Annotated in this window: 17 protein-coding genes and 2 tRNA genes; 8 read left to right on the forward strand and 11 right to left on the reverse strand. The window is 61.3% G+C overall.

Annotated features, from left to right (window positions below):
• Positions 1-272: 272 nt before the first annotated feature.
• Entirely contained in the window at positions 273-3,662 is a 3,390-nt protein-coding gene (locus ACSFC7_RS16895; RefSeq protein ID WP_436343993.1) for a hypothetical protein, read from the reverse strand.
• Between the two features lie 79 nt (positions 3,663-3,741).
• Positions 3,742-3,896 (reverse strand) — tRNA-Met (locus ACSFC7_RS16900).
• 103 nt (positions 3,897-3,999) lie between these two features.
• Here ACSFC7_RS16900 and ACSFC7_RS16905 point away from each other — a divergent pair.
• Positions 4,000-5,316 (forward strand): DUF7115 domain-containing protein, encoded by a 1,317-nt coding sequence (locus ACSFC7_RS16905; protein WP_436343994.1) that lies wholly within the window; start codon positions 4,000-4,002, stop codon positions 5,314-5,316.
• Positions 5,317-5,323: 7 nt separating this feature from the next.
• Here the strand turns inward: ACSFC7_RS16905 and ACSFC7_RS16910 are convergent, their stop codons facing one another.
• Positions 5,324-5,722, reverse strand: a complete 399-nt coding sequence (locus ACSFC7_RS16910) for a DUF5830 family protein (protein ID WP_436343995.1) — start codon at positions 5,720-5,722, stop codon at positions 5,324-5,326.
• A 114-nt stretch (positions 5,723-5,836) separates the two neighbouring features.
• On the opposite strand from ACSFC7_RS16910, the gene ACSFC7_RS16915 reads away from it, so the two are divergent.
• A complete protein-coding gene (locus ACSFC7_RS16915; RefSeq protein ID WP_436343996.1) occupies positions 5,837-6,586 on the forward strand; it encodes a TVP38/TMEM64 family protein in 750 nt (249 codons plus the stop codon).
• A 15-nt stretch (positions 6,587-6,601) separates the two neighbouring features.
• Here the strand turns inward: ACSFC7_RS16915 and ACSFC7_RS16920 are convergent, their stop codons facing one another.
• The 3 genes from ACSFC7_RS16920 to ACSFC7_RS16930 all read right to left on the reverse strand — a co-directional run bounded on the left by ACSFC7_RS16920 (position 6,602) and on the right by ACSFC7_RS16930 (position 10,715).
• Positions 6,602-7,126 (reverse strand): response regulator, encoded by a 525-nt coding sequence (locus tag ACSFC7_RS16920; protein ID WP_436343997.1) that lies wholly within the window; start codon positions 7,124-7,126, stop codon positions 6,602-6,604.
• A gap of 84 nt (positions 7,127-7,210) precedes the next feature.
• On the reverse strand, positions 7,211-7,387 hold the full coding sequence (locus ACSFC7_RS16925; RefSeq protein WP_436343998.1) for an HVO_2523 family zinc finger protein: 177 nt from the start codon (positions 7,385-7,387) through the stop codon (positions 7,211-7,213).
• A gap of 208 nt (positions 7,388-7,595) precedes the next feature.
• A complete protein-coding gene (locus ACSFC7_RS16930; protein WP_436343999.1) occupies positions 7,596-10,715 on the reverse strand; it encodes an adenosylcobalamin-dependent ribonucleoside-diphosphate reductase in 3,120 nt (1,039 codons plus the stop codon).
• Positions 10,716-11,154: 439 nt separating this feature from the next.
• Here ACSFC7_RS16930 and ACSFC7_RS16935 point away from each other — a divergent pair, with 439 nt between their 5' ends.
• A complete protein-coding gene (locus ACSFC7_RS16935) occupies positions 11,155-11,343 on the forward strand; it encodes a hypothetical protein (RefSeq protein ID WP_436344000.1) in 189 nt (62 codons plus the stop codon).
• Positions 11,344-11,496: 153 nt separating this feature from the next.
• Here the strand turns inward: ACSFC7_RS16935 and ACSFC7_RS16940 are convergent, their stop codons facing one another.
• From ACSFC7_RS16940 to trpD, 4 genes are read right to left on the reverse strand one after another with little or no spacing between them, the layout of a single operon-like run.
• Positions 11,497-12,258 (reverse strand): glutamine amidotransferase-related protein, encoded by a 762-nt coding sequence (locus ACSFC7_RS16940; protein ID WP_436344001.1) that lies wholly within the window; start codon positions 12,256-12,258, stop codon positions 11,497-11,499.
• On the reverse strand, positions 12,255-13,979 hold the full coding sequence (trpE, locus tag ACSFC7_RS16945) for an anthranilate synthase component I (RefSeq protein ID WP_436344002.1): 1,725 nt from the start codon (positions 13,977-13,979) through the stop codon (positions 12,255-12,257). Before trpE ends, ACSFC7_RS16940 begins: the two co-directional genes overlap by 4 nt.
• Before the next feature lie 15 nt (positions 13,980-13,994).
• On the reverse strand, positions 13,995-14,645 hold the full coding sequence (locus ACSFC7_RS16950) for a phosphoribosylanthranilate isomerase (RefSeq protein ID WP_436344003.1): 651 nt from the start codon (positions 14,643-14,645) through the stop codon (positions 13,995-13,997).
• On the reverse strand, positions 14,642-15,658 hold the full coding sequence (trpD, locus tag ACSFC7_RS16955) for an anthranilate phosphoribosyltransferase (protein WP_436344004.1): 1,017 nt from the start codon (positions 15,656-15,658) through the stop codon (positions 14,642-14,644). The genes ACSFC7_RS16950 and trpD overlap by 4 nt, the downstream gene beginning before the upstream one ends.
• Positions 15,659-15,841: 183 nt before the next feature.
• Here trpD and ACSFC7_RS16960 point away from each other — a divergent pair.
• Both ACSFC7_RS16960 and ACSFC7_RS16965 read left to right on the forward strand, forming a co-directional pair.
• Positions 15,842-15,916 (forward strand) — tRNA-Val (locus ACSFC7_RS16960).
• Positions 15,917-16,172: 256 nt separating this feature from the next.
• Positions 16,173-16,595, forward strand: a complete 423-nt coding sequence (locus ACSFC7_RS16965; RefSeq protein ID WP_436344005.1) for a hypothetical protein — start codon at positions 16,173-16,175, stop codon at positions 16,593-16,595.
• A gap of 205 nt (positions 16,596-16,800) precedes the next feature.
• On the opposite strand, the gene ACSFC7_RS16970 is transcribed toward ACSFC7_RS16965, so the two are convergent.
• Positions 16,801-17,454, reverse strand: coding sequence for a helix-turn-helix domain-containing protein (locus ACSFC7_RS16970; protein WP_436344006.1), 654 nt, complete (start codon positions 17,452-17,454; stop codon positions 16,801-16,803).
• Positions 17,455-17,734: 280 nt separating this feature from the next.
• Between ACSFC7_RS16970 and ACSFC7_RS16975 the strand changes: the two genes are divergently transcribed.
• The 3 genes from ACSFC7_RS16975 to ACSFC7_RS16985 all read left to right on the forward strand — a co-directional run bounded on the left by ACSFC7_RS16975 (position 17,735) and on the right by ACSFC7_RS16985 (position 22,405).
• Entirely contained in the window at positions 17,735-18,181 is a 447-nt protein-coding gene (locus ACSFC7_RS16975; RefSeq protein ID WP_436344007.1) for a response regulator, read from the forward strand.
• Positions 18,182-18,640: 459 nt separating this feature from the next.
• On the forward strand, positions 18,641-19,501 hold the full coding sequence (locus tag ACSFC7_RS16980; protein WP_436344008.1) for a TrmB family transcriptional regulator: 861 nt from the start codon (positions 18,641-18,643) through the stop codon (positions 19,499-19,501).
• A gap of 483 nt (positions 19,502-19,984) precedes the next feature.
• Positions 19,985-22,405 carry a PAS domain-containing sensor histidine kinase gene (locus tag ACSFC7_RS16985; protein ID WP_436344009.1) on the forward strand — a complete coding sequence of 807 codons (2,421 nt, stop codon included), beginning with the start codon at positions 19,985-19,987 and terminating at the stop codon, positions 22,403-22,405.
• Positions 22,406-22,885: the final 480 nt, after the last annotated feature.

Below are 22,885 nucleotides of genomic sequence, written 5' to 3' on the forward strand. Positions count from 1 at the left end.
GGTCGTCGATCGAAGATAAGGCGGCGAGTTCGGCGACCTCCACGTGAAAGACGAACAGGAATCCACATCACTCGTGAACACATTCTCTCTATTCAGCACGCCGCTCTTGACGGATGACGGATAACAAGCCGGTCGGCGCGCTACATCGTTCGTCTGTACTGAGCGCGAGTTTTACAGCCAGTTCTGAAAAAACCGTACTACTATCTACCGATAGCAGCTGCCGTGACGGTGCCATCGCTCATCGAAGGCATACAACCGGACCGGAGAGTGCGTCAGTCAGACGGAGAGGGGTGGGATTTCCAGTCCCACACCTCCGTTGAGGGCCTGTCGTGATCGTCACTCACTGTACGAGCAGCGGCGGTGGAGGGGCTGGGGTCACGAATCGCCAACGCCCACCTACTAGAGTCCCTATAGGGTTCAGTTGGCGATTCCTCCAGATCCACAAACCCGGTGGAAGGAAGCCCAGACTCACTGTACAGCGTCGCTCCGTGGGATCCGGCGCCTTCGGAAATGTGGACCGCGGACTCGCCGAACTCACTATCGGACAACCGCTCGAGCGTCTGGCGGACGTGCTCTTTCGAACAGCCGACCGCTTCAGCGATTTCTCGCACCGTCTTCGAACGCTTGCTCGAGCGAAGTTCCTCGACGATTTCCTCTTGGAGGTCGGTGAAAACCCACTCGACACCAGGCGTCTGGACGTCGGCGAATCCCGCGGGCATCGCATCGGTCCGAACGAACACCGTGGCGGTGACGTCGGGGTCGGACGGATCCCGCGCATACCGACCGGCGGCCTGAGCGATGTGGTTCTCCCGCACCGAGGCGAGGATCTCGTCAGCGGCGTCTGCATCCTTGCCCTCGAAGCCGCGGCCACGGGCCCGGTACTCCTCGCCGGCGTCGTCGACGGCAGTCTCGGCTTCGGCCTCGAGGTCGAGTTCGGCGAGGAGATCGAGGACGTAGTCGTCGCCCGGGTCCATACAACCGTTGACCAGACCGATGCGCTCGTTCTCGAAGTCGTTGCGCGACTTCTCCTCTCCGAAGTGCATCAACTCCGGCCGGTGGACACCGGCTTCCGCCATGAGCTCCTCGAGCCGGTCCTCAACCTGCGCGGTCGTGATCGCTGTGCGGAACTGCGGGCCGTACTCGTCGACGAGGTGCTCGAACAGCGCCTCGAGTTTGTCCTCGTTGAGCCACTCGAGGGCCTTGTCACCGGAGAGGGGACGGGTCGCGTCGCCGACCTGGACAACGCGGAGGCCGCGCTCGTAGCGGCGCCAGAGCTGGCGCTGCTCGGGCTCGAGGATCTGTGTAGTCTTGATCCACGGGAGCGTATTCGCCTGCCACAGCGGCACCGCGGGGTGAGCGTCCATCCCGATAACCGACCGCGCAGAACCGAAGTCGGGGACGACCCGGACCGAGCGGACGTCGTTCGACTCGTCGAGGACGATCGAGACCCACTCGCGGTTCCAGTCGTCGTCATCGCGAACAGTCGCCTCGAGGCGCGGCGGTTCGTGCATCGTCTTCCCGAACCGGCGCCCGTTCGCGCGGTCTTCGGCGCGGAAGATCGCCCGCGCCAGTGCCGGCGCGAGGGTGTGGGCGTCGGGGTTCTCGAAGTACCAGTCGTGATCGGGCTCTTCGTAGAGGACGTCCTCAAGGGCGTCGCGTTCCTTTGCGGCGTCGCCCTGATAGTCGTCGTGGCGGGACAGCTGGATGAACGCCTCCCAGGTAGTGACGGGGGCGTCGATCTCGTGGAGGTACGCGCCGACTGCCCGGCGGATGCGGTCGGTCGAGAGGTCGGTCTCGAAGTTCGGCTGTTCGTCAACGACGACGTTGTTGTGCATCCGCAGCCCGGGCGCGTACGCGAAGTTGTGCGTCGCGATGACGAGCGGCCAGTACTCGAGTTCTCCACCTGGTCCTTCGCGATACTCGTCCCACTGCTTGGTCGCCGTACAGTGGCCCTCTTCGGTACAGGGAAGGTGGATCCCCTGGTCGTTGTGCTCCTCGAGGTAGCGGTGGGCAGCACTGAAGGCCATGCCCTTCCCGTCGCACTGGGAATCGAGCCAGTCGCTCGCCGGCGTCCCGTCAATCGTGATCTCGTCGTCATGCTCACCGCCCGCGACCGGACAGGCCTCGTGGCGCCCGAGGAGAACGTGGTACTGGCCGCCGTGCTCTTCGGCGACGTCGACGGCCTCGTCACGGGCGTCACGCGTCTCGAGGAGGTGGACGACCGGGCGGTCGCCAGTGATGTCCTGGCGGGCACCCCAGCGTGTTGACGCGATCGTGTAGGACTTCCCGAGCGACGTCGGCGCATCGATAATCCAGTTGTCTTCGTACCGGATCACCTCGGCGATCGCGTCGAAGAGGTCTTCGCGAGCGTCGTCCGTCGACGGCCACTCAAGGCCGCGTTTTTTCGCCGCCCGCCGGCGTTCTGCGGGTGAGAGCGCATCGAGTTGTTCGATCGGGAGGGCCGAGACTGCCCCAGCATCGTCGCTGGCGGGGTCGAACTCCGGGATGTGCGCGCCGCGATCGCGAAGGGCGTCGACGGCATTCCAGAAGCCCTCGCTGGTCGGGTACTCGTCGACGTGCGAGATGATGCGCTCCTCGAGGGCGACGAGCTGGAGTGCGTCGAGGCCGTGCATCCCCTTCCGGTAAACCCAGCCGTCGTCGACCTGTGCGAGACGCGTCCCGCTATCGGAGTTCGCCCAACTCGGGTCGAGTGATTTCGTCCCGTCGGCGCGCTCGTGCGTGACCGTCGATCGAAGCCGGATGTCGTGGGGTCGGACGTGCTGTATAGCGTCGAGGACGTCCTGAATGTCAGTCGTCGTCTCGACGTTTACGATCTCGTCGCGGGATTTCTCAGGTTCGCGGGTGAGTTCATCGGGCGTCCCCTCAGCGACCGTTGCGTACTCGTCGGCGAGGTCATCGATGAGATCCTGCGCGTCGGTCGTCCGGCGTGGCGAGGCGGCGATGTGAGCGCCCGTCATTGCCGAGTAGCGCGCCGAGTCGTAGACTTCGATCTCGGCCTCTCCGAAACCGTCGACCGCCGGGAGCGCTGCCTCGATCGCCTTCACGCCGTCCGGGAGCGCGCCGCGAGCAAAGATGTGGACGCCGGTCCCCGACGTCGAGACGTCGGCGTATGACTCGGCGCGCTTGATGTGGTCGCGAACCGTCGGGTGGACCTCACGGGTCTCCGGGTCGCGAACGTTGTCGTAGTCGATGAGGACGAACGGGTCGTCAGAGTACTCGTCGGCGTCCGGGATATTGAACGCGAGGCCGTAGTCACGCCGGTCAGCGACCGCCGTTGACGCGGTCTCGAAGTTGGTCCAGACGTCAGGGTCCTGTGCCGAGACGAACTTATCGGGCCAGTCCGGGTTTGCGTACGGCGCTCGCGGAACCTTTCGCCCGTCGTCGGTCGGCTTCCACGTCAGCCATCGATCAACATCGAGTAGGTCGCTCGGGTAGACGTCGAGTTCGACGTCGAGAATTGCCTCGGGGTCGATCGAGTCGGCGTCGGGCTGGTCTGGTGAGCATGTATCCCGGCTTGGGCTTACGGGGTCTGAGTCGTCTTCACCTGTGTCTTCGCCGATTGGGATGCACTCGTCGCAGAGATAGCCGTTGCCGAACGACTCCGTCGCTTCGCCCCCGCAACGGAAGCATTCGGCCGTCACGGCGAACACCTCCTTTGAGAAGAAACGGTAGACCCCGCTCTCGGGGCCTTATTCTTGGGCACCGGAACGAATAGTTTTATGCCCGGGGAGGGCTCCGAACCCTCGATCTCCGCATGTCCCAGGTCCGAGGCTCGGCATGAGTCCTCGTGGGGACACGGAGGCTTCCAAGGCGAAACCGCACCGAATCTCTGAACCCTATGAGTGCGGCGCTATGTCCAGCTAAGCCACCCGGGCTCACTCTCAGATAGCGCGGTGTGTTTCTTTAACCTTCTCATTCGGCCCCGGCGTGTAACGCCGACCCACGGATTTATGGCACGGCCTTCCCAACTACCCGCGCATGAGCGTTCCCGGCATCGTCCAGTCTACTCTCAACGGCGAGGAAATCGCGGCGCGCGTCTCTCTCGGCGGCGAAGACGAACTCTTCATTACGCCCTCGAGCACGCTCGTCTACAGCTCCGAAGGCCTCCTGAGCGACGAATCGATCGACGAATACCCCCACGAGGCGGACCGCCTCACCCTCTCTGCGGGGCGACGCAAGACGAAGTTCACGCTCGAGTACCCCCTCGAGGGAACGAAATCGTTCAGCATCCCCAGCGGCAAGACCGACGCGGTCTTGCACCCGGTGCTGGCCGGCGTGCTGAACGGCAACGGGATCACCGATCCCGGCGAGACGGTCGTCCAGACCTACCGCTTCAGCGAACTGACGCTGATCATCACGAGCGACCGGCTCGTCAAACACATCGGCGCGGCGGTCTGGGACGGCGACTACGAGGAGTACCACTTCGGGGACGTCACGAACCTCGCGTTCGAGGACGGCAGCGTCGCCACGCAGATCGTGCTCACGGCCGACGGCCGACCGCAGCGGATCAAGGCCCCCAACGAGGAGGCGAACGACCTCCGCGAACGGCTCAAACGGGCCCTCTTCGAGTACCACGACGTCGGCTCGCTCGAGGAACTCAACGAGACGGTCGGCGGTGACGACGATGCCGACCCGACCCAGCGCAACGCGTCGGTGGACTTCGGTGAGGGAGTCGATCCCCTCAACGCCAATCCGCCGTCGCTGGACGATCACGACGACGTCGATGAGGCGGTCGGTGGGACGGCTGAACCGGCACAGACGACCGATCCGCTCGCAGACGAGCCGACCGTCGCTGGCCCGGAGACGAGCGGGTCTCAACCGGCGGCGGACTCGAGCGCGAGCGAGACGCAACCCTCTCAGGAACCCCAGCAAGCGTCCCGGCAACGACAGCAGACCGAGACGCAGTCGGCGACGCAAGCGCCGGCCCGGACCGATCCGGTCCCGACCCAGGAGTCCGAGCCGGCGTCCGACGAGACCGAAACCACGTTCGAAATGTCGACCGACACCGTAACCGAACGGGACCCCGATCTCGAGCGAACCGAACCGGCCGAGGTCGACGCGGAGCCGGCCGAGATCGAGACGGAGCCGAGCCGGGACGACGGCGGGCTCGGGGCTGGGTCGACGCCGCTGCTCGGCGCCGAACCCGACGGCGAGTCCGAACCCGACGACGTCACCGCCGAACTGCTCGAGCGCGTCGAGTCACTCGAGGGCGCCGTCGAGCGACAAACCGAGATAATCGAACGCCAGCAACAGACGATCGAGCAACTGATCGCCGAACTCCGCAAGCAACGCTAACGGCGGTTCAATCCTCTCGGCCGGTCACCTTCCGAATACACGACGAGCCGAAGGGTCCCAGTTCGCCGGCGTCGAGATCGATGAAGTAGCCCGTCGAGACGCCGGTCCCACAGCGCTGGCAGGAAAAGTCGCCCTCTTTCGTAATGACGTCCTGTTCGAACCGAACGTACTGCCGGCTCTTCGGTCGGATGATCCCGTCCTCGCGCTCGATGATGCCGCGGAGTTCCGCCTCGTCGAGAATCGTCCGCGCCACCGTCGGGTCGGTCGTCACCGTCTCGATCCGGTCGACGACCTCAGGCAGGGGCAGCGACTCGTGCTCGAGTCGCTCGAGCAGCGCCAACCCGAGCGCGACCCGGTCGTCGCTGGCGTCGACGGCTGTGTCGGGTCCGGTCTCGTCGCGATCCATCGATGAGTGCTGTCGGCTGCGAGCGAATAAACGTTGTGTCGTCCGCCATCGACGGCGACGGGTCCCACCCGTCGAGACACAAAAGTTTCAACACTCGAGGGGAAACTGGGACCGATGTCGCTGTCGTCGGTGAAACGCCGCGCGCTCGTCGGGACGGTCGTGATCGGTGCGATCGTCGCGATGGGCGTGCTCGTCTCGCCGTCGACGATACTCGGCGCCGTCGAGTCGGTCTCGGCGGACCCCTATCTGTTCGGACTCGTCGTCGGCGGTCTCTACCTCGTGCGACCGCTGCTCGTCCTGCCGACGACGCCGCTCGCCGTCGTCGTCGGCTACGGCTACGGCGTCGCGCTCGGGCTCCCGATCGCGCTCGTCGGTGTCGTGACGACCGTGATCCCCGTCTTTCTCGTCGCTCGCTGGCTCGCGGGGACCGAGACGAACACCGCGAGTGGGACGCACGCCGACTCCGCCGCGGAGTCGGCCGGCGGGACGTTCGAGTCCCTTCTCGAGCGGGCCGGTAGCGTCGGTACCCGGTATTACGATACTGCCGGACCGACCCGAGGCGTCGTCGTCTCTCGATTGGCGCCGATCCCCTCGGACGTCTCGACGTGTGCGGCGGCGGTCAGCGGCGTGCGACTCCGACAGTTCGTGGTCGGCACGGTCGTCGGTGAACTCCCGTGGACGGTCGCTGCCGTCGTCGTCGGCGCGTCGGCGGCGACCGTCACCACGGACGGCTTCGGCGAATTCGGTGCCACGCTCACCGTCGCCTGTCTCGGTGCTGCCGTGATACTGCTCGCGGGCCCCGCCTATCGCGTGGTTCGGATGCACAGGCGGGCGCGGAACGCCGGGCGGTCGGCAGAGAGCTAGCTCGAGGGCCCGCAGTTACGCTCCGTCTCCGTTCTCGACCAGCGAGTCGCTCAGTTCCTTCAGGTCGGACTCCAGTTGCCGGTAGGCGTCCGTCTCCTCCAGTTCGCTCGCCGACTGTTCGTCCTCGAGCGTCTCCATCTTGTTCGAGAGCGCGGCGAGTTCGCGACGACCGCCGTTGCTGAACTTGGCCTGCACGCGGAGGTTCTCGATGATTCGCGTCAGTTGGGTCCGCGTCACCGGTTTGGTGACGTAGTCGTCGATATCCAGTTCGACGATATCGAGTCCGGGGTCGACCGCCGTGACCATGATCACCCAGCAGTCGTGGCCGACAGCCCGAATCCGGTTGAGGACTTCGTCGCCGGTGATATCCGGCATGTGGCGGTCGAGCAGGACGACGTCGACCGCCGGACTCATCGCTTCGAGAGCCGATCGGCCGTCGTAGGCAGTTACCACCTCGTACTCCCCGTCGACCCACATCGCGTAGAGGTCGGCGAGTTCGCGCTCGTCGTCGACGACGAGGATCGTCGGTTGTGTAGACATACAGGTCGCTTGCTCGAAAGGAGAACGCGTCGGCTTGTATCAGTACCGGGCAACTCACACCCTGAGTCGGGTGCTGAGTCGCGATCACAGGAAGGGGTCCGAACAATCGATTATGGGACCGTGCTGGGGACAGACGTACTTGCAGTGGCGTTTGTACAGGGGGGCATCACAGTGAGGGCAGGTCGGTGCGCCACTCGAGTCGGCACCGAACCCGCCCGTCGGGTCCGCCCCGGCCCCGTCTCCATCGTCGTCGGCAGCCATACCTCACGATTCCGTCCCGAGCGTGCTAAGTGTTGCTGGTCCGCTCGGAACGGCGCACGGTTTTACGAGGCGCCGCTCGAGTGTCCCCTCCCTGTCTGATCGTTTAGTGTCTGGCGCGCTCGAGATCGACCGCTACCGATTCGCTCTCCCAAAAAAGATGACGCATCCGTGAGTCGACGTCGAACGCTGCGTGACTGTGTCCGTCAGCTCAACATTCCGACCAGCCACAGCCCTCGCACGTTTTGCAGCCTTCGGAGAAGTACAGCGTCATCGAGCCGCAGTCGGGACACTCCGGCGATTCGCCGGCGTCGATGAGGTCCTGCGTGGCGTCGTCCGCGTTGGAGCCACCCTGAGCGGCGGCCGCACCGCCGTCGGTCTGCGGGCCGTCGTACTCGACTTCCGTGTCCGCGTCGGCGGACTCCTCGAGCGTCTGCTGTTTGGGGTACGGCTTGTCGATCTCGTCGTCGAGATAGCGGCGCATCGCGGTGCCGATGGCGTCCGGAATCGACTGGATCTGCTCGCCCTTGTCCCAGGCGACCTTCGGACTGCGCGTGCCACAGAGTTCGTCGACGATCTCCTCGGGGTCGACGCCGGAGCGCAGCGAGGTCGAGATGACCTTCGCGAGCGCCTCGGTGAAGGAGTTCGTGAAGCCGCCCGAGTGGCCGATGTTCGCGAACAGTTCGAACGGCTGGCCGGTCTCGGGATCCTCGTTGATCGTCACGTAGACCTTGCCGTAGCCGGTGTCGATGCGCTGGCTCACGCCCTGCAGGGCGTCGGGTCGCTCGCGCTTCTCGGTGAAGTCGACGGTGACGTGGTCGTGATCGCCGGCGGTCAGCGAGCCGACGTCCTCCTCGAGCACGTCTCGAACCTCGTCGCTTCCGAGGAACGCCTCGAGGCCGCCGAAGATCTCGTCGATCTGTTCGACGAGCGCCTGCGCGGCTTCGGTCTCGTCGGCGAAGTCCGCGTTGTCGGCGCGCGTGGTCAGCACCTGCTTCGAGCGGGTGCCGTCGCGGTAGTAGGTGACGCCCTTGCCGCCGTTCTCGTAGACCCACTCGAAGACCTCCTTGGCGTCCTCGAGCGTGGAGTCGTTCGGCGCGTTGACCGTCTTCGAGATGGCGGAGTCGACGCCGTTCTGTGCGGCACACTGGACTGCAGCGTGCTGTTTCGCCGAGAGGTCGCTCGTGATGACGAACAGTTCGCCGATGGCGTCGGGAACCGTCGAGAGGCCCTCGACGCCCTCGAACTGGTTCGTGGCCATCTGCTCCTGAGCCTCCTTCTTGACGGCGTCGACGTCGATGTCGTTGTCCTCCAAGGTGCGCAGGAAGTAGTCGTCGAACTCGACGAGCATTTCGTCGCCCTGCACGTCGTCGGTGACGTTCTTGTAGTAAGCGACGTTGTAGATCGGCTCGCAGCCGCCCGTCGTGTTGCCGACCATCGAGGTCGTGCCGGTCGGCGCGATGGTCGTCACGTTGTGATTGCGGATGGGGAAGCCGTCCGCCCAGTCGTCGGCGTCCTCGCCGGTCTGGTGTTCGAACCACTCGCGGTACTCGGTCGGGTCGGCGTACTTCGAGTCGTCCCAGTCGTTGAACGAGCCGCGTTCGGTCGCGAGGTCGTGGCTCTTGGCCTTCGCGCCGTGGTTGATGTGGGTCATCAGCTGGCGGGCGACCTCGTTGCCCTCGTCGCTGCCGTACTTGATGCCGAGCTGGATGTACAGCTGTGCGAGGCCCATGACGCCGAGCCCGATCTTGCGCATGTTCCGGACCTTCTCCTCGATCTCCTCGACCGGGAAGTCCGACATCGTGACGACGTTCTCGAGGAATCGGGTACCGTACTCGATGCGCTCGTCGAACTCCGCGTAGTCGATGGCCTCCTCGAGGAAGGCGTCGACGGCTTCGGCCTGGGAGTCGTACTCGTCGCCGTGGTTCTCCGACCAGACGCGCCAGTCGGGCGCCTCCTGGTCGGCGAGCGTCGAGAGGTTGATGTGGCCGAGGTTGCAGGCTTCGTACTCCTCGAGCGGCTGCTCGCCACACGGGTTCGTCGCCAGAATCTGGTGGTCCTCCTGCTTTTCGACGTCGAAGGAGTGCTGTTTGTTCACCCGCTCGAGGTAAATGACACCGGGCTCCCCGTTCTCGTGGGCGCCCTCGACGATGCGTTCGAAGATGAGTTCCGCGGGGATCGAGAGCGGCTCGCCGACCTCGACGTGCTCGCCGAGGTCGTACCGGCTGTACATCTCCTTGGTCTCCTCGGTGGCGATGTGGGGCTCCTCGGTCCGCGGGTTGGTGAAGGTGTACTCCTCGCCGTTCTGGACGGCCTCCATGAAGTCGTCGGTGACGCCGACGGAGATGTTGAAGTTAGAGAGGTGACCCTCGACGGCGTTGCGCAGGTGTTTGGGGACGCGGCCGTCCTCGTCGATGAGGCTGCGAGCTTCCTCGAGCGCTTCGGAGAAGGTGGTGTAGGTGTAGTCGTCCGGATCGTTCAGCCGGAGCGTGTGCGCCAGCGAGACGTCCTTGTTTTTGGCGTGGATGAACTCGATGACGTCCGGGTGGGAGACGCGCATGATGCCCATCTGAGCGCCGCGGCGGGTCCCGCCCTGGGCGATCGTCTCACAGAGCTGGTCGTAGGTCCGCATGAACGTGATCGGACCCGAGGCGATGCCGCCGGTCGAGCCGACGCTGTCGCCGAAGGGACGGAGCTGCCAGAAGCCGTAGCCGACGCCGCCGCCGGACTGGAAGACCTCCGCGGCCTTCTTCGCAGTCTCGTGGATATCCGAAAGGTCGTCGTCGGGCGACATAACGAAACAGGCGGAGAGCTGCTGGAGTTCGTCGCCGGCGTTCATCAGCGTCGGCGAGTTCGGCATAAAGGAGAGCTCCGACATCCCTTCGATGAACGTTTCCGCGACGTCCTCGACGTGTGCGCGCACCTCGTCGGGGAGTTCGGGGACGATGGTGTCGTAGGCGAACTTGTTGACGTTGCGTTCGGTGAGAACGGTTTCCACGTCGTCCGCAGCCGTGGTTCCCTCGCCGAAGACTTCCGCGGCGAGTTCGTCCCGGCGCGGGTGGTCCGGCTTGAGCTGGTCGGGCGTGACCGTGATCTCGAGGTCGCGCTTCTCGGCCTCGTAGACGGCTTCGGCCAGCGCGATGTTCGTGCCGACGCGTTCGAAGAGATCCTCCTGGGTCTCGACGAGGTCGCCGTCGGCATCCTTCCGCAGGTAGCGTGCGGGGAGGATGTTGTGATAGGCGTTGTCGGTCATGCGCTCCTCGAGCGTGTTGCCGTCGGTGCGCTTGATCGGGAGTGTCAGTTCTTCCGCGGAGAGCTCCGATTCGCTCATGCGCGGGTCACCTCGTGACGATCGTGCCGCAAGGTGGCGATTCTGTCGTGGGTCCGGGTCCTGCATTTCATCGTTCGTGACGAAGGTTCGGTAGTCATCGATACATCTTAAAACTGGGTGTTGTTGTCCTGCTTTTCTTGTATTAGGACAACTGTGGTTGTATAGATGCCTCTGTACGCTATGGTTTCGTGTTCGACCACGACGTTCGAGACGGCCGTGATCGGTGCTGTCTGGGACTACAACGGCAACGCTCTTAACGATTTTCAGACCGGACTGAAAGTAGCGTTGAGTCGGACAGTTCGCCGCGCTATCTGGTGATTTCCAGTTTCGGACCGGTGATTATTCGCTCGAGCGGAATGGATCGCATCGATAGCAGTCAGGAATCGAATTCTGTCACGATATCCAGAAAGATTACGTCCCTGTAGTACGGGGAGTCGATATGGTCGAACCATTGACTTCATCAACCGTCCTGATCGCGCTCGCAGGACTGGCTGCCGTCGCGGTCGCCATCATTGCGATCCGTATCGCGATCAAACTGGCAATTCGAGTCGGAATCGTGTCCGCCGTCGTTCTCGCCGGCCTCTATACGGCCGGCGTCACGGACCTGTCGTTCATCCCGTTCTTCTAGCCTGTCCGAGAGCCGGGTTTCTCGGCTACTGATCCGCGACGTGTGCATCCCTTCTCCGGAGCGGTCCGGCGTATTCGGGACCTCGGCCAGCGTGCGACAGCACGCGCTACTGACGGAGAGAGCCGAGACGGACGCCGCTGGGAGCAAGAACGTTCAGTTATCCGCGACCGACTCGAGGAAGTTTTCGATCACGTCGTGACCGGGCGCCGTGAGCACGCTCTCCGGATGGAACTGCACGGCCTCGATCGGATACTCGCGGTGGCGCACGCCCATGACGAGCGTCTCGTCGTTCTGCGATTCCGCGGCGACGTCAGCGGAACGGATCGAAAATCGTCCCCGACGATTTTCATCATCACGAGAGACGGCGTCGCCGTCTCTCGAACGACGCCGTTCCGCGCTCCCGTGTTCGGCCGTCGCCGACACCTCGAAGCAGTCCGGAACCTCCGTCGCGACCAGCGAGTGGTACCGACCCGCCCGGAACCCTTGCTCGAGCCCCGCGAAGACGCCCGTCTCGTCGTGATCGACGGCGGAGGCCTTCCCGTGGATCGGGTCGGGCGCCCGGCCGACGGTGCCCCCGTACTCGTAGACGGCCGCCTCGAGACCCAGACAGACGCCGAGCGTCGGCACCTCCGGACTCAATTCCCGAAGAACCTGCATCGTGACGCCGACGTCGCGGTCGTTCTTCGGGTGCCCCGGCCCGGGGCTGATGATGATGGCGTCCGGATCGACCGCGCGCACGTCCTCGAGCGACGCGGTGTTCTTCAGCACCGCGGTCTCGGTGCCATCCTGCTGGCTGACGTACTCCACCAGGTTGTACGTGAAGGAGTCGTAGTTGTCGACGAACAGGACCGTCAGCGGCGCCGTCTCGCCGTCTCCGTTCGCGTCCGCCGCGCGCTCCTCGGCCGTCGAACTCATCGGCTCACCTCCGGGGTCTCGAGGGACTCGTCTGCCGGTCCGCTACCGTCCGTATCGGCGGATTCTTCGATCTCCTCGAGCGCAGCGAGCACGCCACCCATCTTCTTCTCGGTCTCCTCGTATTCGGCTTCGGGATCGCTGTCCGCGACCAGTCCCGCACCGGCGCGAACCGTGATGCGATCCCGATCGCCTTCGTCTTCGACTGTGGCCGTCCGGATCACGATCGCGAAGTCCGCGTCGCCACACCACGAGTAGTAGCCGACGCCGCCGCCGTAGAGGCCGCGCGGTTCGGCCTCGAGGTCGTCGATGATCTCCATCGCTCGGATCTTCGGGGCCCCCGAGAGGGTGCCGGCGGGGAAGGACGCGCGCGTCGCGTCGAAGGCATCGGGAGACTTCGTCTCCCGGCTTGCCGAACGTGGTTCGGCAACATCGGCGTCGCTCGCGAGGTCGCCCGTCACCGTCGACTCGATGTGCTGGACGTGGCTGTACTTGAGGACGTTCATGAACTCGTCGACGCGGACCGAACCGGCCTCGGCGACCCGGCGCACGTCGTTTCGGGCCAGATCGACCAGCATCGTGTGCTCGGCGCGCTCCTTCTCGTCGGCCAGCATCTCGCCCGCGAGCCGCCGATCCTCGACGGGTCCGGTTCCTCGGTCGCAGGTGCCGGCGATCGGATTGGACATGATCTCGCGTCCGCGCACGGACACCAGCGTCTCCGGACTCGCGCCGACGACCGTCAGGTCGTCGTGCTCGAGCAGGTACATGTACGGCGAGGGGTTCACGTCGCGCATCGCCTCGTAGAAGCCGAGCGGGTCGACGTCGCCGTACAGCTCTCGCGTTCTGGAGATAACGCCCTGGTAGATGTCGCCGTCGAGGACGTGCTCTTTGGCTCGGTCGACGCTCTCCTCGTAGGCGTCTTTGGGTCCGGCGATCTCGTTCTCCTCGACGAATCCGCCCGTCTCGGGCGGCTCGGCCCCGCGCAACGTCGCCGCGACCGCACTCGCCTCCTCGAGGAGCGCGTCGTAGACCGCGTCCGGATCGTCCTCGGCCTCGAGGATCGGCGTGCAGACCAGCGAAATCGTCCCGTCGCGCTCGTCGAACGCGAGCGTCTTCGTCGTCAGGACGAACTGGGCGTCCGGGAACCGCGACTCGGGCCGTTCGAGGCCGACCTCCTCGAGCCAGAGGTCGTAGACCGCGTCGTAGGCGAGGAAGCCGACGAGACCGCCGGTCAGGTGCTGGCGGTCGTGGTCGGGCGCGTTCGCGAACCGAACGTCCGGCATCGCCGCGCGGAGGGCGTCGACGGTATCGCCGTCGTCCGTCGTCTCGACGAGGTCGAGCGGCACGTCGTCCCGGAGCGCCTCGACGGTCGTGCCGTCCGGTTCGACCGTGACGACGGCGTCCGGATCGTAGCCGACGTAGGAGTAGCGGGCGTGGCGATCCGTCTGGGCCGAACTCGGCCGGAAGGCACCGTCCGGGTCGCTCGAGGCGGTCTTCTCCGCGCTCTCGAGCAGGAAGGCGTAGGGGGAGCGCTCGCGATCGCTCGAGGACGAGCGACCGGTGAGCGCGGCGTACGCTGCGAGCGGCGTCGTCTCGACGTCGAGCGTCGCGACGGCGCGGACGACCACTGGCTGCTCGTCGCGGTCACCCGCGTGCTCGCGGAAAGTTTCGCGGTCGAGGTCGAGCGTCGGCATCACGTCGGATGGGGGAGCTGAGTCATTCATACTGGAATCGGCTGGTCAGAGTTCCGCGGGTCGGCGGGCGTTCTTGGCTCGGTCGATGAACGATCGGACGGCGTCGGGATCCTTGACGCCACCGTTCGCCTCGACCCCGCTCGCGACGTCGACGGCGAACGGTTCGACCGTCCGCACCGCGTTCTCGACGTTGTCGGGGGTGAGCCCGCCGGCGAGGATTAGCGGGGACTCGAGGTCGGCGGCGGCCAGTCGGGTCCGGTCCCAGTCGTGCGTTTCGCCGGTGCCGCCACCGCCGTCTTCGCCCGGCGTGTCGACGATGAGGCCGTCGACCACGTCGTCGTAGGTCTCGGCGGTCGCCGCGTCGTCGGCGTCGACCGCGAGCAGGAGCTGCGAGTCGATTTTCACCCGGAGATATGAGAGGTCGCCCGGGCCGATGCTGCCGTGGATCTGGACCGCGTCGGATTCGATCGCCGCGGCCAGTTCGATCGCGTGCTCGGGTCCGGCGGGCATCGTCACGAGCACGGTCGTCACGAACGGCGGGGCAGCGGCGACGAGTTCCTTCGCTCGCTCGATCGTCACCTCCCGGGGTGTATCGACCGGCACGTCACAGATGATTCCGAGGGCGTCGGCCCCCGCTTCGACGGCCGTCCGGAGGTCGTCCTCGTTCGTCAGGCCGCAGATCTTGACGCGGGTCATCGCCGTACCTGCTTCGCCGTTCCCGAACGGAGTTGCTCGAGTTTCGTCGCCGCCGCGCCGGAGTCAATGGCCTCGCGTGCGGCGTCGGCACCGGCCTCGAGCGAGTCGGCTTCGCCGGCGACGTAGATCGCCGCGCCGGCGTTCGCGAGGATGACGTCCCGTTTCGCGCCCGTGACGTCGCCCTCGACGATGCCTCGCATGTCGGCCGCGTTCGCTTCCGGTGTGCTGCCAGAGATGTCCTGGATGTCGTGTTTCTCGAGACCGAGATCGGACGGCTCGAGCGGATATTCCTCGACGTCGGATCCGGTCACTTCCGCCGCGACGGTCTCGCCGTGGATGGCGATTTCGTCGGTGCCAGCGCCGTGGACGACCAGCGCGCGGTCGACGTCCATTCGCGCGAGGGCGTCCGCGAGGACGGGCACGAGGTCGGGGTCGTAGACGCCGACGACCTGTGCGTCCGCGCCGGCGGGGTTCGTCAGCGGTCCGAGGACGTTGAACACCGTCCGCATGCCGAGTTCCTTGCGCGGACCGATGACGGCCTTCATCGCGGGGTGAAACACCGGCGCGAGCATGAAGCCGATGCCGTCGCGTTCGATCGCCTCCTCGACGGCCGGCGGTTCGGCCTCGACGTCGACGCCGACTTCCTCGAGGACGTCCGCGCTGCCCGACGAGGAGGAGACGGAGTAGTTCCCGTGTTTGGCGACCGGAACGCCGGCGCCGGCGGTGACGATCGCGCTCGTCGTCGAGACGTTGATCGTGTCGTAGTCGTCTCCGCCCGTGCCGCAGGTGTCGACCAGCGGCTCTCGGTCCGGCGAGATGGTCCGGGCCGCCTCGCGCATGCCTTCGGCGAAGCCGGCGATTTCGGCTTCCGTCTCGCCTTTCGCGCGCAGCGCGGCGAGCAGCGCACCGATCTGTGCCTCCGTCGCGTCCTCGAAGACGGCCGTCGAGGCCGCTCGAGCGCCGTTCTGTGTGAGATCCTCCCCGTCAGTTACCCGTTCGACGTACTCCTGCATAGTGAACACCAATGTACGTAGTTGTCTTACAATGTCCAAATGAGTACATCAACTTAAGCGTATCGGCGGGGTGCGTGGGTGCGAGTCGCGTACGGCGGTCGATTCGAAACCTTCAATTACGGTGGTGGCCAATCAATGAGTGCAGACGAGATGGCGACGGAGGCCACGCAAGCGAAACCAGGCGGGTTGGTGGTCTAGTCTGGTTATGACACCTCCTTGACATGGAGGAGGCCGGCAGTTCAAATCTGCCCCAACCCATTTCCCTCACGCTGTTATCCTAACCAGCCGACGCCGTCGGGTTCTTTATCAGTAGTCGCATTGCGTGGGTGAATCACTTCGACTGGAAGTACACCTGCCAGGGTTGGTCTCGGGCGTTCATCTCGTGTGTCTGTTCTGTACACAACGGGATAACAGTCGTACTTGATGTACAGATCTTGTACATCTACTTCGCGGTTGTCTGTAGCGACACCAAGGACGAACTCTCGAGAGTCAGTCGATTCCCGCGTGGACCTCGGTGTACATCGAAGGTCGAACATCCGATCAGTGGCAGAAACTCCAGACGGGCGAACTTGATGAAGATCCCGACCCAGAGCTGGTTGATGCGGTAGAAGATCGATTGCGGGAGGAGGGCGTACTAGCCGGCGGTTCTGACGCGACGGAACAGGTGGACTTGTCCGGTGCCGTGTCGCCGCCATCGGCTAGTACGACAGGCTCAGTCTCTGTGGAAGACGTGATGGAAGTTCGGGAGAAACTGGAGTTATTGTTAGAGCAAGCCGAGTACACGGATGATCAGCGTGCTGAATTCGTCGCGAAAAAGGGAATCGAATGGATTGACGGGCTTGTTGAGTCGGCTATAGTAACAACTGAAACGATTTACACACTGATCGCACAGCCGTTGTGCGATCAGGTGTGCATTGACTTTCAATGGCTACTATAGTTAACAGTAGATAGTAGTACGCTTTCTTTATTCAGAATTGCTCGTGAAACTCGCGCTCAATACAGGGTGTGCAGTGGCTCTTCGCCTTGTGTTTTGTACAGTCCCATTTAAGTTCTCACTCCTATTTAGTCCGGTAAGACGGGTAACGAGGGGAATTCCACGTGGGATGGGTTTATAAGTGACTTAGGAGGACACCCGATAGTGATTACTCTTGTTCCCCAGAGGGGAGTAATGCGTCACCGATAAGGTTTCGATTGCCGCGTCGGAGGCGCTCCGAGACTGCCCGATAAGAGATGTCAAACTGTTCGCCAAGTTCTTCCTGTGTTGTTTGCCGCGGCTTCTCATAATAGCCATCTTGATAGGCAGCTATCAATGTCTCCCGTTGTTCTGGTGTTACTGACCGATGGTTTCCTTCTACTACCTCTGCAAGGTCATAGAGGCGATTCAGACTAATAGAGATTCCTTGTTCATCAAATATTCGTTGGAAGTCAGTAAAGGCATCTTGCTCTTGTGTTCGCACTTCAAAGCGCCAATGTTCGGATGTGCCGACTGCTTCAATAATGGTTGCATCCAGACGTCTAATACCTCTAATTAATTCTGCATTCGGTGACCATTTTGCCCGAAACAATGCTCCGTCCTCGACATGGTCTAATAGATGGACGTTTGCGACATTTGGTTCAGCTTCAGCAGCGTCCATAAATGCCTCTGGTTCACTCCCCCAAACCCAAAAGAACGGGAACGCTGATTCCTGCGTCGGAACGATTCGTTCGACTTCTATTCTTGTATTCGGTGCCTCTACAAGCGTGTCGCCAAATGGCAGCGCTTCCGGCGGAATTGTGAACTCAGCTATGATGCTCATGGTAGAGTCTACAACACGTTCTTACAAGGAATCCGGGGTTGGACGTCACATTGAATTGGTATCCAGATAATACCCTTTATTGATACTCTTCTGAATAACAGAAGTAACAAAGTGTCTATCATCACAAGGCCGTTCCTACTCATATATACCCCCCTCCACATGGAACCTTAGATGTTACCCGCATGAGGAGGATAACGAACTTGTTGACGCCCCATCATCGACTACAGAACGAAACTCGAAATAACACTACTACTGAAATACCACTATTGAGGTTTCTCCTATGAGTTGCCTCGATGTACCGGTTGACATTCTGCTCGTTGAGGACAATCCCAGGGACATTCGTCTCACACATGAGGCATTCAAGGAAGCAGACCTCGATACATCACTTCAGGCTGTCAGGGATGGGCACGAGGCACTTGAATTCCTCTTTCAACAGGGGGAATATGAAGCAGCCTCCTATCCAGACCTCGTCCTGTTAGATTTGAATCTACCGAGGAAAGATGGTCACCAAGTTCTCAAGGAGATTAGAGATGACTCTGAGCTATCCCCTCTTCCGGTACTCGTATTAACCAGTTCTGAAGCTGAAGAAGATATACGCGAAAGTTACGAGTTAGCAGCAAATGCGTATCTTACTAAACCGTCTAACCCTGATGAATTTGTCTCGTTGGCGCAGGCCGTTGCGAACTTTTGGCTGAAGTCCGTTCAGCTTCCACCAGTTTCAGCGTAGAAGCACTTGACAATAACCCGACGACTCAATATTGTATGACTGAGTATCGCAGATTTGGCATCTTCGCCACAGCTATCCGCTTGGCAAATTGGGGTGGCTGTAAGATTCTGGGCAACGACGTGCACGGAAAGAAGGGAAATGGATAACACGCCCTCCAAAAGGCTTCTCAACAGACGATGGGTACTTGCGACCAATCATCGATCCCGACTATAATGGGGCGAAACCGGATTTTGGGATATGGTTGTGGCAATCGAGACGATCGAGGCTGGTGAATCCTACCGGGCTGTGGCTACGGACACACCGAATGTGACACGACAGATACTCTCTACAATAATGGGCGATGATGGGCGGAAGGGCCGTATCTGTCGCAGGAATCGGATGATAAACAGGCTAGACTAAGCAAAGGGTCGCTCTTCTTTGCAGCGATTTCCGGTCAAAATACCGTGTTCAGTACAGAGAATGAGTTCAACAACCAACGAACTAGTTGCTCAAGCGGGCTTTATTCGACTCCGTGCTATACCACCAGATATGGTATCATTTGACGAAGAGCAGGCCGAAGCTGAGGCTCTCAACCGATTACAAGATCTCGGGTTGTCCCAGTACGAAGCCCAGACACTGATCAACCTCCTTCGGCTCGGTACAGGAACCACACAGGACATTACTCGCGTCAACGGTGTGCCCCGCACTCGCGTGTACGAAGCGACTGATCGGCTCCACGAACTGGGCTTCATCGACATCCAGCACACAACGCCACGGGAATTCACGGTGATCTCAGAGGAGACGATCATCCGGATGCTCAATGTGAGACGTAAAAACACGATTACCGAACTTGCGGAGTGTCTGGAGGTGATCGGGCCAGCCCAACCACAACGCGAACAGTTCGGCGTCTGGACGGTGACTGGACGGGAGGCGGTCGCGTCTCGTGTCGGCGAGTTCATCGCCAACGCAGACGAGCAAATCGTCTATATGACCGTCGATGAACTACTCACCGACGACCATCTCGATCAGCTCCAGGCCGCCGATGACCGTGGAGTAGACATTTATCTCGCGGGAATTTCAGACGATGTTCGAGACCAGATTCAGGAAACGGTACCGTCAGCCGAGCTGTTCGAAACCTTGTGGGAGTGGCGAGATACGCCCGCCGGGAGCCTGTTGATCATTGACGAAGAGACGGCACTCGTGAGTGCTCTCGTGGACGGTTCCGGCGGCGCTGATGAGATCGAAGAAACGGCAATCTGGGGCGCAGGTGATCGAAATAGCCTCGTCGTCGTTCTCCAAGCGATCTTCACGTGGCGACTCAATGGAGAGCAAGCAGCGTAAATACACATCGGCAGTCACTCAGAAAATTACAGTACATTTATGAGAATCATTAGCATAGGCTGGCTATGGGTGGAGACACTCAAGCAGGCGATGGGCGCGGGTCTGATTCAACCGCTATTCACTTCCACAGAGCGAGAATCGGCCAGAATTAGTCGTTGTTGATTGATCGGTCTTCTAGTCGTTGTTCTGCACGGGTACGTTCCTCTCGTAGTCTCTTCATTTCTTCCGAATTCTCACTATGGTAATCAAGCGCAACATGCACTATCCCCTCCGAGACATCAGCATATGCCCTTGAAATCACCTCTGGCGGCATATCGGAACGGAGGACTAGATCGTGGATTTGCAACACACGCACCTTCGCCCCCTCCAAAACCGGGACACCTCGGTCGTTTTTCGTGATCATCGAATCCCAGCGGCCTTGTTTAGATGCGAAGCAACAGCCTGTTCCTTTCGCTAATGGTATCCCCTGGGCCAACACCGGACGTGACAATAGATGATATCCGGGGGTTCTTCAGCCAAACAAGCCAGCCGTTGACACCAGTCTTCACTGAGGAAGTCGCTGAGGCGCTGGAGTGCCCCCGTCAAACCGCACGTCACTGTCTGGAGGACCTCGCTGAACAGGGAGAGATACAAACCAAACAAGGAGACGATTCGAACAGGATCTGGTGGAAGTCCGAGGAAAACCGCTCAGATGACCAGCAGCAAGACGAAGCGCAGTTCAGCGCCCTTGTGAGTGCTGTCAAAGATTACGCTATCTTCATGCTTGATCCTGAAGGGACGATCGTCACTTGGAACGAGGGGGCCGAGCAGATCAAAGGCTATTCGGAAGAGGAAATCGCTGGCGAACACTTCTCGACGTTCTATACCGAGGACGATATCGCCGACGACGTGCCCGATCAGAATCTCGAAATCGCTGCGGCAGAGGGCCGTATCGAAGACGAGGGGTGGCGGGTCCGCAAGGATGGCTCGACGTTCTGGGCAAACGTCACGATCACCGCTATCCGCGACAGCGAGGGCACGCTCCAAGGATTTACCAAGGTCACACGTGACATGACCGAGCGGCGCGAGTACGAACAGCAACTAGAGGAGCAGGCTGAACTGCTCGAACGGCAGCGAGACGAACTTGAGCAGGAACTCGATGATATCTTCGAGCGAATTGACGACGCATTCTATGCTCTTGACAACGAGTTACAGTTTGAATATGTGAATGAGCGCGCCGAGGCTTATCTCGGCAAGTCGGCAGGGGAACTTCTTGGACGAAAACCCTGGGAGGTGCTCAATGTCGATGAATCCAACCCGCTCTTCGAGAAGTTCGAGACGGCGATGGCCACTCAGGAACCGACGAGTTTCGAACGGAACTCTGACCCATTGGGAATCTGGGAGATGGTCCGGGTCTACCCCTCAGAATCCGGTCTCTCCGTGTATTTCCGTGATATAACAGATCGCAAGAAGCGCGAAGAGGAACTCGAACGGACGCATGAACTATTGGAGAAGGCCGAACGCATCGCGGACGTCGGCGGCTGGGAGATCAACACAGAGACTCGTAGGGTGTTCTGGACCGAGCATCTCTTCGAGATTTTGGGGATACCCGACGACGAAGAACCCCCACTAGACGAAGCCCTCAACGTCTACCACGAGGAGGACCGACCGATCATCGAGAACGCCGTCGAGGAGGCACTCGACTCCGGCGAGTCGTTCGACGTAGAGGTTCGATTCATAACACCCGATGGCGAGGTACGCTGGCTTCACGTCAAGGGTGATCCCGACGTAGATGACGGAGAAGTCGTCTTGCTTCGTGGCGCAGTCCAGGACATCACCGAGCGGAAAGAACAGGAACAGGAAATCCAGCACGTCCGAGACCAGATGGAGTTTGCCCTCAATGCTACCGATGCGATCGTCTGGGACTGGGACGTCGGGGACGATGAAGCCGCGTTCTATCCCTCGGCGGAGTCGCTCTATGGGACTACAGTCGAAACGTGGGAGGAGTTCATCGATGTAATTCACCCAGAAGATAGACAAAGAGCACAACAGAGTATCGAAAAGGTTCTCGAAACGGGCGAGCCGAAGCATGAAGAGATTCGGATCATTCGAGACGGGGAAGTACGGTGGATCGAAGCCCCTGGGCACCCTGTACAGGATGATGACGGTTCGACGCGAGTGGTTGGTGTCGCTCGTGATATTACTGAACGGAAAACGTACGAGCGCAAACTGAAGGAGTCGAACGAGCGCCTCGAACAGTTTGCCTATGCGGTCTCGCATGATCTCCAGGAACCTCTGCGCATGATCACCAGCTACCTCCAGTTGCTCGAAAAACGGTATAGTGACGCTTTCGACGAGGACGGCGAAGAGTTTCTTGAGTTCGCCGTGGACGGCGCTGTGCGCATGCGCGACATGATCGATGGACTCCTTGAGTACTCCCGTGTCGAGATGCGAGGCGATCCGTTTGCTCCCGTGGATCTGGATGCGGTGCTCGAGGACGTGCTTGCGGATCTCCAAGTACAGATTGATGAAAGCGACGCCGAGATCACCTCTGAGTCGCTCCCTCACGCTGAGGGTGATGCCAGCCAATTACGCCAGCTCTTTCAAAACTTGCTGTCGAATGCGATCAAGTACTCAGGCGACGAACCACCACGCATCCATATCACTGCCGAGCAGAGAGGGACAGAATGGACGATTTCAATCGAGGACCAGGGGATCGGAATCGACCCCGATGCGACTGACCGTATCTTCGAGGTCTTTCAGCGACTCCACACGCAAGACGAGCACGCTGGAACCGGTATCGGCTTGGCTCTCTGTCAGCGCATCGTCGAGCGTCACAGCGGCGAGATCTGGGTCGAATCGACCCCTGGCGAAGGGACCACATTTTCATTTACCCTGCCAGCAATCACTGACCGCGATCCATAATCCTCAGTACGAGCATTCGACCCGCGCCCGTACTGCTTGTGTCAAAGAAGGGAAACGTCGTGTCGTTCCCGGCCTCCTGCTAGAGGGGATACAGGATTCTCTGGTCAACTGGATCAAGATCAACCATGTACAGCGTGTCATAGAACGCTTCTCGTACCCGTCGAAGTGATAAATACTGAGTGTGTATGTATCACCGCAGTGATTCAACTACCAAGACCAATTAGAGTACTGTAAACTGAATACGGTAGGGTGAAAGGTTGTCAGAGGCACCCTTTACCGCAGTATAGGTGTCCTGATGATTAAGTAAAAGCCCTTGGTATCTATTCACAGTCAAGACCCAAATATTGATGAAACATTCATGTGATACATAAACACATGCCATTCGCGAACCATTACTCATGTTTCAGCCAATCACAGACGGATTCTCGTAATCAGTACAGATGACATACGTATCGAGAGAGAGAGAGTTGTGAAGACACC

Origin of the sequence: Natronorubrum halobium (genome assembly GCF_051351675.1) — an archaeon.
Lineage (GTDB): Archaea > Halobacteriota > Halobacteria > Halobacteriales > Natrialbaceae > Natronorubrum.